We start from the raw sequence: 14,364 nt of genomic DNA, 5'->3' as shown, positions 1-14,364 counted from the left end.
CCTGCGCACGACGCGCAGCGCATCCGCTTACTGCTGCTGCCAGCCGAGCGTGACATAGGCGCCTCGCTTCGGCGTGTTGTAGGCATAAGCAAGCTCGTAGTCCTTGTCGAGCAGGTTGTCGATGCGCGCGCTGACGTACCACGACTTCGTGATGTTGTAGCGCGCGGAAAGGTTGACGATCCCGTAGCCGCCGAGCCGCCCGCCGCCCGAATCGTTGCGCGCGCCGCTCACGAGCCATTCGCCGCCGACGCGCCATGCGCCGAATGCGCGGTTCACGGCCATCGACGCGAAACGCCGCGCGCGGCGGTCGAGATCCTGATTCTGCGTTTCGTCGACCGGGTTCTGCAACGTGGCGGCAACCCGTACGTCGGTCGCGCCGACATGCCCCTGCCACGACCCTTCGAGCCCCTGCACCTTCGCGCGGCCGACGTTCTGCGCAATATAGTAGAAACCGCTCCCGTCGGGCCGATAGTTGATCAGGTTCGCGTAGCGCGTCTGGAACGCGGTGAGCCGCATCACGCCCACTGCATCGGACGCATACTGCAGCGCGGCTTCGATCGAATGGCTGCGCTCCGGCTGGATCGACGGATTGCCGGCCATCGGGTAATAGAGGTCGTTGAAGCTCGGCGCGCGGAACGCGTCCGAATAGCTCGCGGTCACCTTCCAGCGATCGGTCAGTTCGAGGCCGTAGCCGAGATAGTAGGAGTTGGCGCCGCCGAAGTCCGAGTACTGGTCGCGGCGCAGGTTCGCCTGGAACTGCTGGCGGCCGAAGCGCCCCGAATAACCGATCCAGCCGGAATTCACGTGACGCTGCGGCGCGGCATACGCATTCGACATGAACTGCTGGTCGAGCCGCTCGTAGCCGGCCTGGATCAGGTGATCCGGCGCGATGCGGAAATCGTTCTGCCACGTGTACTGGCGGTTGTCGGTATTGAAGTGATCGGTATAGACGCCGTTCAGCGCCGACTGGCTGCGATCGTTGCCGGTCGACACGCTCAGGCGAGCGGTCCACCAGTCGGTCAGCTTGCCGTTCGCGAACGCACGCACCTGCTGCACGCGCGAATAGAGGTTGTTCAGGTCGGTCGGCACGCCCCACGCGTTGTCGTAGCTGTTGTTGCCGTTCGACTGGAAGTAGCTGACGCCCGCATCCCATCGATCGTTGAAGCGGTGGCGCAGCGCCGCGGTGATGCTCTCGTTCAGGTAGCCGTTCGCATTCGGGTTCGCGTTCGGTTTCTTCGCCGGGTCGAGCGCGGAAAAACCATTGTCCTTGTCGCGTGCGATCGACACGCTGAACGTCGTCTTCCCGTCGCCGTCGAGCCGGCCCGATACGCCCGCCTGCTGCGTCTGCGTACCGTAGCTGCCGACGCCGACCGCGAAGTTGAAGCGCGGCGGATGATTGCCGCCGTCCTTCGTGAACACCTGCACGACGCCGCCGATCGCGCCCGAGCCGTACAGCGACGACACATTGCCGTTCACGATCTCGACGCGCTCGATCTGGTCGAGCGGCAACTGGCTCAGTTGCGCGGCACCGAGACTCGCGGAATCGACCCGCACGCCGTCGATCAGCACGAGCGACTGCGTCGACTCCGCGCCGCGCAGGAACATCGTCGTGCTCGCGCCCGGGCCGCCGTTGCGCACGATCTGCGCGCCGGGCGCGAGCGCGAGCAGCGTCGGCAGGTCGGCGCCCGGATGCGCGGCGATATCTTGCGCGTCGAATACGGTGGTTTGCGGAATCGTGTCGGCCAGCGCCTGCGGCGCGCGCTGCGCGGTGACGACGACCGGTTCGAGCATGGTCGCAGCGGCAGGCCGGGCCGCGGGCACGGCGGACGTTGCCGCGGGTACGGCGGGTGCCGCGGCATCGGCATTCGCCGCGGTCTGCGCGGCGGCGGCAAGCGGCAATCCGCAGAGCGCGCCGAGCGCCGTGCGGACGATTGGGGTCAGCATGAAGATAAATCCCGTGAAGCACTGCGCGCCCCGCCTCCCCGCAGGCCGCGCGTCACGAAGCCCGTACGGGCTCCCCGCCTCGGCCGGTATCCGGGCTGGCGGCGTACCGGCTCGCCTTCCCGCGCGATGACGCGCAGTGGCCCGCGCCCGCGTGCGAAACCTGCACGCGGAACGCGCCCGAGCCGGCCTGCGTCACCGGACGCGGCCGCTTACCGTTGCGGGGGCAGCGCAGGTTGGCGGCCTCCTGGCGGAGCCCGCTCCCTGCTTCCCGTTTAACCGCGCGTTCCACGCGCGAGCACCGAGGCGGCGCCAGTTTAGGAGCCGCTCGCGCGAGCGTCAAGGAAGCGTTCAGACACGCGCGGGACGCGCCTATTCGCGGCAAGAAGCGGGGGTGTTACGACTGGAAACGTTACAGATGTCGGATTGCGCGTTATTCCGCGCTAAAATGCTGGGTCTTTAGAGGACGCAGCAAATGCTCAACGAACTCGAAACCCTATCTCAAAATATTGGCCGTCTGATTTCGCTGAACAAGCGCTATCACTCGGAACGGCTCGCGCTCGAGGAGCAGGTCGCGCAATTGCGCGCGGAAGCGGACACGGTCCGCGCGGAACTCGCGCAGCTGCGCGATGAACGCAATGCGCTCGCGGCCGAGCGCGACACGCTGTCGGCAAAGATCGACGACGCACAGGTGAAACTGAACGCGATTCTCGAAAAGCTGCCGCGCTCGAAAAGCGCGGAGCAAGCCGACAACCAGCTCGACCTGCTGGATGCGCAGGCGCGTACGGATGGCGATGACGCGGCCAGCCACGGAGAACATGCATGAGCACCAAGCAGATCGAAGTCTCGATTCTCGGTCAGGCCTATCGTCTCGCCTGTTCGGCCGAGACCGAAGCGGCGCTGCTCGAGGCGGTCGCGCGTGTCGACGCCGAAATGTCGAAAATCCGCTCGAACAGCTCGGTACGCGGCACCGATCGGATCGCGGTGATGGCGGCACTGTCGCTCGCATCGGAATTGCTGCGGCTGCAAACGAGCGTGCGGCACGGTGAAGCATTTCCGGCGGAAGAAATCCGTCGTACAATGCACCAGATGAACGAACAGCTCGGCGCGGTGCTCGCACAGCACGAGACGCAGTAACGTTTTAATCGATGCGTCGATTCCCCTTGATCTCGGCGATCAACGGTGGTCAAATTGGCGCATCGAAACACAGTTCAGTCAGCTTCCCTGCCTGGTTCGCCAAGGTCATATATTCCTTGAACCAATGCCATGTGCACGGTTGCGGAAATTTGTAGCACGGGCGCGCGCGTCACTCTGTCTGATGTACCCGAAGTGCTGCTAACTGCGACCAATTCTGAACCTCAGGTTCAGGATGCCGGCCTAGCGGCCAAGGCGGGGGCCTATCCAACGGCATCGGGCGAGTCCCGGTGCCGTTTTCTTTTTCAGGGTCTGTTTGCACGCGGAATGCGCATGCAAACAGACCATCATGCCTTCAGCTGCGTCGATTACGATCCATGCAATACTGGCTGATGAAGTCCGAACCGGACGAAGCAAGCATCGACGATCTCGCCAACGCACCGCAGCGCTCGCTGCCGTGGACCGGCGTGCGTAACTATCAGGCGCGCAATTTCATGCGCGACACGATGAAGATCGGCGACGGCGTGCTGTTCTATCACTCGAGCTGCCCCGAGCCGGGCATCGCGGGCCTCGCCGAAGTATCGTCGACGCCCTACCCCGATCCCACGCAGTTCGATCCGAAAAGCCCCTATTACGACCCGAAGTCGACGCAGGAAGCGCCGCGCTGGCTGCTCGTCGACGTGCGCTATGTGAAAAAGTCGCCGCTCGTGCCGCTCGCCGCGCTGCGCGAACACGACGAACTCGCCGACATGCGCGTGCTCGCACGCGGCAACCGGCTGTCGATCACGCCGGTCACGCGCGCCGAATGGCGGTTCATCACCGAAAAGCTGATGAAGTAGGCGCACGCAGTAGGCGCGCGCGCCAAACGTCAAATCTGGTCAGCACGCGCCGCCGCCACGGAACTCGCGGGTCTTTCGCGCAGCCTAAGCAACCGCTGTCGGTCAATCTGGCCGGCTGTTTTTTCGTTGCGCGGTACGCCCGCGTCGTGCACGCGTGATCCGCGTGCGCGCCCTCGCACAAGGAGTCCAACAATGACCAAGAAATCCGCACTCGCGCTGTCGCTCGCCCTCGCCGCCGCCGTTCCCGTCGCGCTGACGCTCGCGTCGCCCGCCGCGCACGCGCAGGCCGCGAACCCGCACTTCCCGGAACCGGCGGGCGTGCTGTCGCTTTCGTCGCAGGCCAGCGCCGACGTGCCGCAGGACATCATCCACATCACGCTGTTCTACGAACAGCAGGCCAAGGATCCGGGCAGCCTCACGTCCGCGCTGAACCAGCGCGCCGATGCAGCGCTGTCGCAGGCGAAGGGTGTATCGGGCGTCACCGCGCACACGGGCGCGTTCTCCGTGTATCCGAGCACCGATCGCGACGGGAAGATCTCCGCATGGCGCGGCCGCACCGAGGTCGCGCTCGAATCGCGCGATTTCGCCGCGGCGTCGAAGCTTGCAGGCCAGTTGTCGAACCTGATGCAGGTCGCGAACGTCGAGTTCTCGCTGTCGCCTGAAGCGCAGCGCACGGCCGAGCAGAAGCTCACGACCGAAGCGATCAAGTCGTTCCGCGCCCGCGCGGACGAAGCCGCGAAGGCGTTCGGCTACGGCAGCTACACGATCCGCGACGTCAACGTCGGCAGCGGCCGCAACGTGCAGCCGTACCCGCGCATGATGGCGATGGCCGCGGCGCCGATGGACAGCGCGAAGATGAGCGCACCGATCGCGGTCGAAGGCGGCAAGGCCACCGTGTCGGTCACCGTCAACGGCTCGGTGCAGATGAAGTAACGCGCAACGCGCAGCTGTCAGAAACGAAAAACGCCGGCCCGAGGGCCGGCGTTTTTTTCATGCGAGTTGCCGATGCACGCGCCAGTTGCGCGCGCATCGATATCGCATCACGCAGCCGCATTCGCCGCGCGGCGACGATACGCCCAGACCATCAGCGCGATGCCCGCGAGGATCATCGGCAGCGACAGCCACTGCCCCATCGACAGGCCGAGCGCAAGCAGGCCGAGGAAGTCGTCGGGCTCGCGCGCGAACTCGACCGTGAAGCGCGCGAGGCCGTAGCCGATCAGGAACAGCGCGGACACGGCGCCCATCGGCCGCGACTTGCGCGAGAAGAAGAACAGCGCGAAAAACAGCGCGATGCCTTCGAGCGCGATTTCATAGAGCTGCGAAGGATGGCGCGGCAGCATCTGATACTGCATGAACACGTCGGCGAGATGCCACTTCTCGACGAGCGCCGGATGTTTCGGCAGCCAGGCCGCATCGTCGCGCATCGCGCCCGGGAACAGCATCGCCCACGGCGCCGTCGGGTCGGTCACGCGGCCCCACAGCTCGCCGTTGATGAAGTTGCCGAGCCGCCCGGCCGCGAGCCCCGTCGGCACCATCGGCGCGACGAAATCGGTGACCTGCAGCCAGTGGCGCTTGCGCTGCCACGCGAACAGCACCATCGCGAGCGTCACGCCGAGGAAGCCGCCGTGAAACGACATGCCGCCCTCCCACACCTTGAACACGTCGAGCGGATGCGAAAAGTAGAAATCGGCCTTGTAGAACAGCACGTAGCCGAGCCGGCCGCCGAGCACGGTGCCGAGCACGCCGTAGAACATCATGTCGTCGATGTCCTTCGCGGTCCAGCCTTGCGCCGCGACGTGCGGCAGCTTCAGGCGGACCCGGCCGACGACGATCGCCGCGATGAAGCCGACGAGATACATGAGGCCGTACCAGCGCACGGCCAGCGGCCCGAGATGGATCGCAACGGGGTCGAAATTCGGGTGAATGATCATGGGTTAGCGAAGAAGTTTTCGAATGCGGTACGGCCATCGCGAACGCGCAGCACCGCGCATTGGACGGCACCGGCGCTCCATCGTTCACGTCATGCCGCGAGGCCCTGCGCACGCACGACGTCGATGAAGCCGGCGAGCACGGGACTCACGTCGCCCGTGCGCCACACGAGGCCTGTCTCGACGACCGGTGCGTGACCGGCGAGCGGCCGGTAGACCACGCCGGTGCGCCGCAGGTTACGCATCGATTGCGGCACCAGTGCGACGCCCATGCCGGCCGACACGAGGCTGACGATCGTCTGCATCTGGATCGCCTCCTGGCCGATGCGCGGAGTTTCCCCCGCCGCGCCGTAGCAGCCCGTAATGATGTCATAAAAGCCGGGCGCCAAACGACGCGGAAAGATCACGAGCGGCAATGCGGCGACCTCGGCGAGATGCACGGGTTCGTCCTCTGGTGCGTCGGACGTTGCGGTCGGCATCGCGACCACCAGCGGCTCGCGCACGACGGGCAGGTACGACAGCCCGGCCGCGTGACGCGGCGGCACGGGCGGAATGACGAGCCCCGCGTCGATGCGGCCGGCGACGAGTTCGTCGATCTGCACGTCGCTCGTCGCCTCCGCGAGCTGCAGGCGCACCTGCGGATAGCGCGCGCCGAACGCGCGCAGCAGCGACGGCAGCAGCCCGTAATCGGCGGTCGACACGAACGCGAGCGACAGCGAGCCGGCCTCGCCGCGCGCGAGCCGCCGCGCGAGCGGCGGCAGCGCATCGGCCGACGCAAGCAGCCGGCGCACGTCGGGCAACAGCGCCGCGCCGACCGCGGTCAACGCCACCGACCGCTTGGTGCGCACGAACAGCGCGACGCCGAGCGCATCCTCGAGCGCCCGGATCGCCTGCGACAGCGGCGGTTGCGTCATCGACAGGCGTTCGGCCGCGCGGCCGAAATGGCGCTCGTCGGCAACGGTCATGAAATAGCGCCATTGGCGCAGGTCGGGTGTCGGATCGGCCATACGTTACTCATTCGCAAAACGACTTAATAGGCGACAAATAATATATTGGACATCCCAATCCGGACACTCCATTCTTGTTTCATCCGAACCGGCGCGCCGCTCACGGGCGTCGCCCAGACAACGATGGAGTCCCCCATGCCATACAACCGTCGCTCGAAGCACATCACGCAAGGCGTGGCCCGTTCGCCGAATCGCTCGATGTATTACGCACTCGGCTACCAGAAGGACGATTTCGACAAGCCGATGGTCGGCATCGCGAACGGCCATTCGACGATCACGCCGTGCAATTCCGGCCTGCAGCGCCTGTCGGACGCGGCCGTCGCGGCCGTGAAGGCGTCCGGCGCGAACCCGCAGATCTTCGGCACACCGACGATTTCGGACGGCATGTCGATGGGCACCGAGGGCATGAAGTACTCGCTCGTGTCGCGCGAGGTGATCGCCGACTGCATCGAGACCTGCGTGCAGGGGCAATGGATGGACGGCGTGGTCGTCGTCGGCGGCTGCGACAAGAACATGCCGGGCGGCATGATCGCGCTCGCGCGCCTGAACGTGCCGGGCATCTACGTGTACGGCGGCACGATCCGCCCCGGCCACTGGAAGGGCCGCGACCTGACGATCGTGTCGTCGTTCGAGGCCGTCGGCGAATTCACCGCGGGCCGGATGTCGCAGGAGGATTTCGAAGGCGTCGAGCAGAACGCGTGCCCGACGTCGGGTTCGTGCGGCGGCATGTACACCGCGAACACGATGAGTTCGTCGTTCGAGGCGCTCGGGATGTCGCTGCTGTACTCGTCGACGATGGCGAACCCCGACCAGGAGAAAGTCGATTCGGCGGCCGAATCGGCGCGCGTGCTCGTCGAAGCCGTGAAGCGCGACCTGAAGCCGCGCGACATCATCACGAAGGCGTCGATCGAGAACGCGGTGTCGGTAATCATGGCGACCGGCGGCTCGACCAATGCGGTGCTGCACTATCTCGCGATCGCGCATGCGGCCGAGGTCGACTGGACGATCGACGACTTCGAGCGCATCCGCAAGCGCGTGCCCGTGATCTGCGACCTGAAGCCGTCGGGCCGGTACGTCGCGACCGACCTGCACCGGGCCGGCGGGATTCCGCAGGTGCTGAAGATCCTGCTCGATGCGGGGCTGCTGCACGGCGACTGCATGACGATCACCGGCCGCACGATCGCCGACGAACTGAAGGACGTGCCGAGCGTGCCGCGCGCGGACCAGGACGTGATCTTCCCGATCGACCGCGCGCTGTACAAGGAAGGCCACCTGGCGATCCTGAAGGGCAATCTCGCGGAAGACGGCGCGGTCGCAAAGATCACCGGCCTGAAGAACCCGGTGATCACGGGCCCCGCCCGCGTATTCGACGACGAGCAGAGCGCAATGGATGCGATCCTCGGCGACCGGATCCACGCCGGCGACATACTCGTGCTGCGCTACCTCGGCCCGCAGGGCGGCCCCGGCATGCCGGAAATGCTCGCGCCGACGTCCGCGATCATCGGCAAGGGACTCGGCGAATCGGTCGGCTTCATCACGGACGGCCGCTTCTCGGGCGGCACGTGGGGCATGGTGGTCGGCCACGTCGCGCCCGAGGCGTTCGTCGGCGGCACGATTGCGCTCGTGCAGGAAGGCGACTCGATCACGATCGACGCGCACCGGCTGCTGCTGGAACTGAACATCGACGATGCCGAACTCGCGCGCCGTCGCGCCGCGTGGAAACAGCCGGCGCCGCGCTACACGCGCGGCGTGCTCGCGAAATTCGCGGCCCTCGCCCGGCCGGCGAACCAGGGCGCCGTCACGGGTTGACGCGATATCGCCGCAGCATGCGACCCCAATGGAGATGGCCGCCGGGGGAACGCGCAAAACGTGCGTTCCCTTTGCTTTTATAATGCGCGGACCATGAAGCCGGCCGTCCCCGCCGGCGGAGAACCGCATGAAACAGACGATATTGCGCGCGCTGCTCGTGATGCTGCTGACCGGCGGCGCAGCGGCGGCGCGCGCCGAACAAGCCGACGGGCTCGCGCTTGCGCAGCGCAAGAACTGCATGGCCTGCCATGCGGTCGGCAAGCCGCTGATGGGCCCGTCGTTCCGCGACATCGCCGGCAAGTATGCGGCGCGCGGCGACGCCGTCGATTACCTTGCCCAATCGATCGTGAAAGGCAGCGTCGGCGTGTGGAGCGGCGTGCCGATGCCCGCCAATACGCAACTGACGAGCGGCGAAGCCCACGCACTCGCGCAATGGGTGCTGTCGCTGCATTGAACCGGATGCCCCGGACGGGGCACAACCGTTGTGCTGGGTGCCGCCGACAGGCGGGTTTGCCCGTCGCCGGCAGCTTCGCCGGCACTTACTGGAACCGCCCCTTTTTCTGTCACCGGAACGGCCGGGGGTTCAGCCCGAAGTTCAGCCCGAACGACCGGCGCGGCGGCGCGCGATCTCTTCGTCGACCGCGTCGCGAACCCAGTCCATGACCTCGGTTTCCAGCGTCAGCGCCACCTCGCGCGTGACCTGGCCGACCAGCCAGGCCGAATGCTCATGCAGTGCGTCGCGACAGCGGGCCTCGATGGCCTCGCGCCCTGCTCCGGTCAGATAGCTCGTCAGCCGATTGCGCAGGCGCTCGGCGATATGCTGCGCATCTTCAGGCGTCAGCCCGACGGCTGCCTGCACATCCGGCTGCGGCACCGCGGCCGGTACGACCGCCTCCGGCATGACCGCGTCAGACGCGTGCCCGACCGCGTCGCACGCCACCGCAGCGAACGCATGCTGCGGCGCATCATCTTCGGCCAGCGACGTCTTGAGCGGCGCATTCATGGCCGCTGCGTGCTCGGCGACCACATGCTCCGCGGCGCCCGGTTCGGCCGGCGCATCGGTCTCGCCCATCGCCGCCGCGGCAGCCGTCGCCACGTCGCCCGGCAGCTCGACCGCCGGCACGTGCAGCGTCGGCACAGGTTCGATCACGACGAATTCGGGGTCGCCCTCGGCTTTCGTGGAATCGGCCGGCGCGATCACGTCGGTCAGCACCGGAATCGCCGCGCCGGCGTGCGGCTGCGGCGCGTCGGGCGCGGGCGAGCGCGCCGGCACCGGCTTGCCCGGCACCAGCACGTCGGTCAGCGTCGGGATAGAGGATGAATCGGCTTGTGTCACGGCAACACTCCGTCGACGGTTGCGGCTAGCTGCCCTGCTTGTAGTTGTTCAGCGCGTAGCCGCGATCGCGGTAGAAGCGATAGCGGTCGCGGCCCGCGGCCAGTTCGTCCGGCGCGTTGCCGACCACTTCGAGCAGGCGCTCGAAGCGGGCGAACTGCGCGGGCACGGTCGCGCCGAGGTTCAGCAGCACGTGATGATGCGGCGCCTTGTCGAGATCGGCGGCCAGCACGATCGGCGTGCCGGCCGCGTGCTCGCTGTCGACGCCGCAATGCGGAATGAAATCGAGCGGCGAGAACGTCCAGAGCCGCTCGTCGAGCGCGCGCAGGCGCGCGGGCTCGGCGAGCACGACAACCGGCTGCCCGGCCTGGTAGGCCTTGCGCAGCAGCCGGCACGCATACGCGAGCGAATCGCCGACGTTCGAGTGGAAATCGATCCGCGTCATTGCCCGCGTACCCGCATCGTCGTCAGCACCGCCATCACTGGCCGGCGCGGTCGATCAGGAACTGCGCGAGCAGCGGCACCGGGCGGCCCGTCGCACCCTTCGCGGCACCGCTCTTCCACGCGGTGCCCGCGATGTCGAGGTGGGCCCACGGGTAGTTCTCGGTGAAGCGCGACAGGAAGCACGCGGCCGTCACGCTGCCGGCCGGACGTCCGCCGATGTTCGCGAGATCCGCGAAGTTCGACTTCAGCTGATCCTGGTACTCGTCGTCGAGCGGCAGGCGCCATGCCGGGTCGCCCGCTTCGCGAGACGCGTCGAGCAGTTCGCCCGCGAGCGCGTCGTCCTTCGAGAACAGGCCGCTGTTGTGATGGCCGAGCGCAATGATGCACGCGCCCGTCAGCGTCGCGACGTCGATCACCGCGGCCGGCTTGAAGCGCTCCGCATACGTGAGCGCGTCGCACAGGATCAGGCGGCCTTCGGCGTCGGTGTTCAGCACCTCGATCGTCAGGCCCTTCATGCTCGTGACGATGTCGCCCGGCTTCGTCGCGTTGCCGCCCGGCATGTTCTCGCAGGTCGGCACGATCGCGACGACGTTGATCTTCAGGCCCATCTCGGCAACCGCGCGCATCGTGCCGAGCACGGAACCGGCGCCGCACATATCGTACTTCATCTCGTCCATGCCCTCGCCCGGCTTCAGCGAGATGCCGCCCGTGTCGAACGTGATGCCCTTGCCGACCAGCACGACCGGCGCGGCCTTCGCGGCGGCGCCCTGGTAGTGCAGCACGATGAACTGCGGCGGCTCGACCGACGCGCGCGCGACCGACAGGAACGAGCCCATCTTCAGCGCCTGGATCTGCTTGAGCCCGAGCACTTCGGCCTTCAGGCCCCAATCCTTCGCGAGCTTCTTCGCGGTGTTGCCGAGATAGGTCGGCGTGCAGACGTTGCCGGGCAGGTTGCCGAGGTCGCGAGTGAGATCCATCCCGTTCGCGAGCGCAACGGCCTGCTTGACCGCGACCTTAGCGGCCTTTTCATCCGACGGATCGACGCTGAACACGACACGCTTGAGCGTGTGCGACGCCGGTTCCGGCTTGCTCTTCATCTGCGTGAAGCGGTAGGTCTCGTTGCGCAGCGCGAGAATCGCCGCGCGCACGCCCCAGTCGGAGCTGCGCTCGTCGACCGGCAGTTGCGCGAGCGTGAACGTGACCTGGACGACCTTGGTCGCCAGCAGCGCGCGCCAGGCGGCCGTGGCTGCATCGTTATAGGCTTTCTGATTGAAAGCATCCTGCTTGCCGAGGCCGACGAGCAGCACGCGCGACGCGCCGATGCCCGACACTTCGTGCAGGAACAGCGTCTTGCCGCGCTTGCCGTCCATGTCGCCGGCCTTCACCACGCGCGAAATCAGTCCCTTGGTGGCCGTGTCGATGTCGAGCGCCGCGCCCGAAAGCGTCTGCGCCTCGAAGATGCCGAGCACGATGCAGTCGGACTTCCCGGTCAGGAACCCCTTGGCCTCGCCTTTGCTCCAATCACAGCCTTTTATGCTAAAGTCCATCGCGCTTGTCCTCGGATAAAATCTGGGCTAAGGATGAAAGCCGCAATTATCCGCTATTTTTCCCGTGGCGGCGCGAGCGCTCCACCACGCGTGCGCAGCCTCCCGCCCTCTTCTCATCAAGAATGATCTTCGAACGCTCCCTCCAGCGCGAGCTTGCGTATACGGCTGGCGCCGTGTTCATGGTGCTGCTCACGATCATGCTCACGACGATGATGATCCGCATCGTCGGTTACGCCGCGTCCGGTGAAATCGACCCGCGGGACGTGCTCGTGCTGATCGGCCTGACCGTGATCGGCTATCTTGCCGTGATGCTCGTCGTCACGCTGTTCGTGTCGATCCTGTTCGTGCTGACCCGGTGGTACCGGGATTCCGAAATGGTGGTGTGGCTCGCGTCGGGCGTGAGCCTCACGCGCCTCATCAAGCCGATCGGCGTGTTCGCTACGCCGCTCATCCTGCTGATCGCGTTCTTCGCGTTCGTCGGCTGGCCGTGGTCGAACCAGCAGAGCAAGATGATCAAGGCACGCTTCCAGCAGCGCGACGAGATCTCGCTGCTCGCGCCGGGCCAGTTCCGCGAGTCGGCGTCGAACCATCGCGTGTTCTTCATCGAGAAGATGACGCCCGACCAGAGCAAGGTGCAGAACGTGTTCGTGACGTCGACCGAGAACGGCAAGGTCAACGTCGTCGTGTCGCAGACGGGCCATACGGAAACGTCGAAGGACGGCGACCGTTTCGTCGTGCTGGAAGACGGCCGCCGCTACGACGGCACGCCCGGCCAGCCGAACTTCAAGATCATGGAGTTCGAGCGCTATGGCGTGAAGATCACCAGCAAGCCGGTCGTGAACGTGCAGACCACCAACAGCACGCCGACACCCGAGCTGCTGCGCAACCCGACGCGCGACAATCTCGCGGAGTTCGCGTGGCGCGCGGGGCTGCCGCTGATCGCGCTCAACCTGATGGTGCTCGGCATCCCGCTCGCGTACCAGAACCCGCGCCGCAGCCGCACGATCAACCTCGTGATGGCCGTGCTGATCTACCTCACCTACTCGAACCTGCTGAACGTCGTGCAGGCGCAGATCGAGCAGGGCAAGATGTCGTTCGGCGTCGGCCTCGTCGGCCTGCACGCGCTCGTCGCGGCGATCGTCGCCGTCATCTTCTGGTTGCGCGTGCGCAATCGTCCGCTGTTTACACGCGCGCTGTTCGGCCGCTCGGGAGCATGATCGATGCGGCTCTATGAAAAGTACTTCGCGCGACAGATCTACGTCACGTTCGTCTTCATCCTGTTCGCGTTCTCGGGCCTGTTCTTCTTCTTCGACCTGATCAGCGAACTGAACTCGGTCGGGCACGGCAACTACAAGTTCGGCTACGCGGTGATGCGCGTCGCGCTGCAGACGCCGTCGCGCTTCTACGAGATCATCCCGGTCGCCGCGCTGATCAGCGCGATCTACGTGTTCGCGCAAATGGCCGCGAATTCGGAATTCACGATCTTCCGCGTGTCGGGCCTCGCGACCAACCAGGCGCTGCGCTCGCTGCTGAAGATCGGCGTGCCGCTCGTAATCATCACCTACCTGATCGGCGAATTCGTCGGCCCGTACGCCGACCAGTTGTCCGAACGCGTGCGGCTGCAGGCGCTCGGCGCGTCGGTTTCGTCGAATTTCCAGTCGGGCGTGTGGGTGAAGGACACGCTCGCGGCCCGCGAAAACGGCGAACAGGTCACGCGCTTCGTCAACGTCGGCAGCCTGTCGCCCGATTCGACGATCAGCAACGTGCGCATCTACGAGTTCGACTCGAAATTCCAGCTGCAGAACGTGCGGATCGCGCAGACGGGCCGCTACGAGCCGCCCGGCCACTGGCTGCTGACGGGCGTCACCGAAACCGAGCTCACGCCGATCAAGCCGATCAGCGGCCAGCCGGCCGATGCGCTGAACCCCGTCTACCGGTCGCAGCAGGTGTCGCTGCCCGAATACCGGCTGCGGTCGGACCTGACGCCGCAGATCCTGTCGGTGCTGCTCGTGTCGCCGGAGCGCATGTCGATCATCAACCTGTTCCGCTACATCCAGCATTTGCGCGAGAACCAGCAGGACACGCAGCGCTACGACATCGCGCTGTGGCGCAAGCTGCTGTATCCGTTCGCGGTGTTCGTGATGCTCGTGCTGTCGCTGCCGTTCGCGTACCTGCACACGCGCGCCGGCGTGGTCGGCGTGAAGGTGTTCGGGGGCATCATGCTCGGCATGAGCTTCCAGCTGCTCAATACGCTGTTCTCGCACATCGGCACGCTGAACACGTGGCCCGCACCGCTCACCGCCGCGACGCCGGGCCTGATCTATCTCGCGCTCGGCCTGTTCGCGCTAAAGTGGGTCGACCGGCACTGAGCGCCGCATCACG

At 66.3% G+C, this 14,364-nt stretch carries 14 protein-coding genes, 1 other RNA gene and 1 riboswitch; of the genes, 9 read left to right on the top strand and 6 right to left on the bottom strand.

The annotated features are described in order from the left end of the window. Window positions 1-27: 27 nt before the first annotated feature. Window positions 28-1,944 carry a TonB-dependent receptor gene (locus tag KVT39_RS20015; RefSeq protein WP_217590039.1) on the bottom strand — a complete coding sequence of 639 codons (1,917 nt, stop codon included), beginning with the start codon at window positions 1,942-1,944 and terminating at the stop codon, window positions 28-30. A gap of 63 nt (window positions 1,945-2,007) precedes the next feature. Then, window positions 2,008-2,262, bottom strand: a riboswitch (cobalamin riboswitch). Window positions 2,263-2,416: 154 nt separating this feature from the next. Here KVT39_RS20015 and KVT39_RS20010 point away from each other — a divergent pair. From KVT39_RS20010 to KVT39_RS19990, 5 genes are all read left to right on the top strand, one after another. Next, complete coding sequence (locus tag KVT39_RS20010; protein WP_006478092.1) at window positions 2,417-2,767, top strand: ATPase; 351 nt, start codon at window positions 2,417-2,419, stop codon at window positions 2,765-2,767. Next, window positions 2,764-3,078 (top strand): cell division protein ZapA, encoded by a 315-nt coding sequence (locus KVT39_RS20005; RefSeq protein ID WP_011352906.1) that lies wholly within the window; start codon window positions 2,764-2,766, stop codon window positions 3,076-3,078. The genes KVT39_RS20010 and KVT39_RS20005 overlap by 4 nt, the downstream gene beginning before the upstream one ends. 81 nt (window positions 3,079-3,159) lie before the next feature. Then, window positions 3,160-3,341, top strand: a non-coding RNA gene (gene ssrS, locus KVT39_RS20000) — 6S RNA. A gap of 111 nt (window positions 3,342-3,452) precedes the next feature. Further along, window positions 3,453-3,914 (top strand): EVE domain-containing protein, encoded by a 462-nt coding sequence (locus KVT39_RS19995; protein WP_034178770.1) that lies wholly within the window; start codon window positions 3,453-3,455, stop codon window positions 3,912-3,914. A 192-nt stretch (window positions 3,915-4,106) separates the two neighbouring features. After that, entirely contained in the window at window positions 4,107-4,847 is a 741-nt protein-coding gene (locus KVT39_RS19990; protein ID WP_034178771.1) for an SIMPL domain-containing protein, read from the top strand. 107 nt (window positions 4,848-4,954) lie between these two features. Here KVT39_RS19990 and lgt read toward each other — a convergent pair whose 3' ends face one another. Together lgt and KVT39_RS19980 are read right to left on the bottom strand one after the other, a co-directional pair. Continuing rightward, window positions 4,955-5,845 carry a prolipoprotein diacylglyceryl transferase gene (gene lgt, locus KVT39_RS19985; protein WP_105393084.1) on the bottom strand — a complete coding sequence of 297 codons (891 nt, stop codon included), beginning with the start codon at window positions 5,843-5,845 and terminating at the stop codon, window positions 4,955-4,957. Between the two features lie 89 nt (window positions 5,846-5,934). Next, complete coding sequence (locus tag KVT39_RS19980; protein WP_131948593.1) at window positions 5,935-6,849, bottom strand: LysR substrate-binding domain-containing protein; 915 nt, start codon at window positions 6,847-6,849, stop codon at window positions 5,935-5,937. 135 nt (window positions 6,850-6,984) lie between these two features. Between KVT39_RS19980 and ilvD the strand changes: the two genes are divergently transcribed. Both ilvD and KVT39_RS19970 read left to right on the top strand, forming a co-directional pair. Beyond that, window positions 6,985-8,658, top strand: a complete 1,674-nt coding sequence (ilvD, locus tag KVT39_RS19975) for a dihydroxy-acid dehydratase (protein ID WP_217590038.1) — start codon at window positions 6,985-6,987, stop codon at window positions 8,656-8,658. A 127-nt stretch (window positions 8,659-8,785) separates the two neighbouring features. Next, on the top strand, window positions 8,786-9,112 hold the full coding sequence (locus KVT39_RS19970; RefSeq protein WP_034178775.1) for a c-type cytochrome: 327 nt from the start codon (window positions 8,786-8,788) through the stop codon (window positions 9,110-9,112). 141 nt (window positions 9,113-9,253) lie between these two features. On the opposite strand, the gene KVT39_RS19965 is transcribed toward KVT39_RS19970, so the two are convergent. The 3 genes from KVT39_RS19965 to KVT39_RS19955 are packed head-to-tail and all read right to left on the bottom strand — an operon-like array spanning window position 9,254 to window position 11,982. Further along, window positions 9,254-9,994: a DUF2486 family protein gene (locus tag KVT39_RS19965; protein ID WP_217590037.1), complete on the bottom strand. Its 741-nt coding sequence runs from the start codon at window positions 9,992-9,994 to the stop codon at window positions 9,254-9,256. 25 nt (window positions 9,995-10,019) lie between these two features. Next, window positions 10,020-10,436: a DNA polymerase III subunit chi gene (locus tag KVT39_RS19960; RefSeq protein WP_034178777.1), complete on the bottom strand. Its 417-nt coding sequence runs from the start codon at window positions 10,434-10,436 to the stop codon at window positions 10,020-10,022. 34 nt (window positions 10,437-10,470) lie between these two features. Next, window positions 10,471-11,982 carry a leucyl aminopeptidase gene (locus KVT39_RS19955; RefSeq protein WP_034178778.1) on the bottom strand — a complete coding sequence of 504 codons (1,512 nt, stop codon included), beginning with the start codon at window positions 11,980-11,982 and terminating at the stop codon, window positions 10,471-10,473. 122 nt (window positions 11,983-12,104) lie between these two features. On the opposite strand from KVT39_RS19955, the gene lptF reads away from it, so the two are divergent. Both lptF and lptG read left to right on the top strand, forming a co-directional pair. Beyond that, a complete protein-coding gene (lptF, locus tag KVT39_RS19950) occupies window positions 12,105-13,199 on the top strand; it encodes an LPS export ABC transporter permease LptF (protein WP_034178779.1) in 1,095 nt (364 codons plus the stop codon). A 3-nt stretch (window positions 13,200-13,202) separates the two neighbouring features. After that, on the top strand, window positions 13,203-14,351 hold the full coding sequence (gene lptG, locus KVT39_RS19945) for an LPS export ABC transporter permease LptG (protein WP_034178780.1): 1,149 nt from the start codon (window positions 13,203-13,205) through the stop codon (window positions 14,349-14,351). Window positions 14,352-14,364 lie beyond the last annotated feature (13 nt).

Source organism: Burkholderia sp. GbtcB21 (assembly GCF_019091065.1).
GTDB lineage: Bacteria > Pseudomonadota > Gammaproteobacteria > Burkholderiales > Burkholderiaceae > Burkholderia > Burkholderia pyrrocinia_C.
This window is presented reverse-complemented; position numbering and strand designations above follow the sequence as displayed.

What these genes read in the sequence shown, in the direction of transcription:
- KVT39_RS20015 (WP_217590039.1), bottom strand. Translation starts at nt 1,944, where the DNA reads ATGCTGACCCCAATCGTCCGCACGGCGCTCGGCGCGCTCTGCGGATTG.
- KVT39_RS20010 (WP_006478092.1), top strand. Translation starts at nt 2,417, where the DNA reads ATGCTCAACGAACTCGAAACCCTATCTCAAAATATTGGCCGTCTGATT.
- KVT39_RS20005 (WP_011352906.1), top strand. Translation starts at nt 2,764, where the DNA reads ATGAGCACCAAGCAGATCGAAGTCTCGATTCTCGGTCAGGCCTATCGT.
- KVT39_RS19995 (WP_034178770.1), top strand. Translation starts at nt 3,453, where the DNA reads ATGCAATACTGGCTGATGAAGTCCGAACCGGACGAAGCAAGCATCGAC.
- KVT39_RS19990 (WP_034178771.1), top strand. Translation starts at nt 4,107, where the DNA reads ATGACCAAGAAATCCGCACTCGCGCTGTCGCTCGCCCTCGCCGCCGCC.
- lgt (WP_105393084.1), bottom strand. Translation starts at nt 5,845, where the DNA reads ATGATCATTCACCCGAATTTCGACCCCGTTGCGATCCATCTCGGGCCG.
- KVT39_RS19980 (WP_131948593.1), bottom strand. Translation starts at nt 6,849, where the DNA reads ATGGCCGATCCGACACCCGACCTGCGCCAATGGCGCTATTTCATGACC.
- ilvD (WP_217590038.1), top strand. Translation starts at nt 6,985, where the DNA reads ATGCCATACAACCGTCGCTCGAAGCACATCACGCAAGGCGTGGCCCGT.
- KVT39_RS19970 (WP_034178775.1), top strand. Translation starts at nt 8,786, where the DNA reads ATGAAACAGACGATATTGCGCGCGCTGCTCGTGATGCTGCTGACCGGC.
- KVT39_RS19960 (WP_034178777.1), bottom strand. Translation starts at nt 10,436, where the DNA reads ATGACGCGGATCGATTTCCACTCGAACGTCGGCGATTCGCTCGCGTAT.
- KVT39_RS19955 (WP_034178778.1), bottom strand. Translation starts at nt 11,982, where the DNA reads ATGGACTTTAGCATAAAAGGCTGTGATTGGAGCAAAGGCGAGGCCAAG.
- lptF (WP_034178779.1), top strand. Translation starts at nt 12,105, where the DNA reads ATGATCTTCGAACGCTCCCTCCAGCGCGAGCTTGCGTATACGGCTGGC.
- lptG (WP_034178780.1), top strand. Translation starts at nt 13,203, where the DNA reads ATGCGGCTCTATGAAAAGTACTTCGCGCGACAGATCTACGTCACGTTC.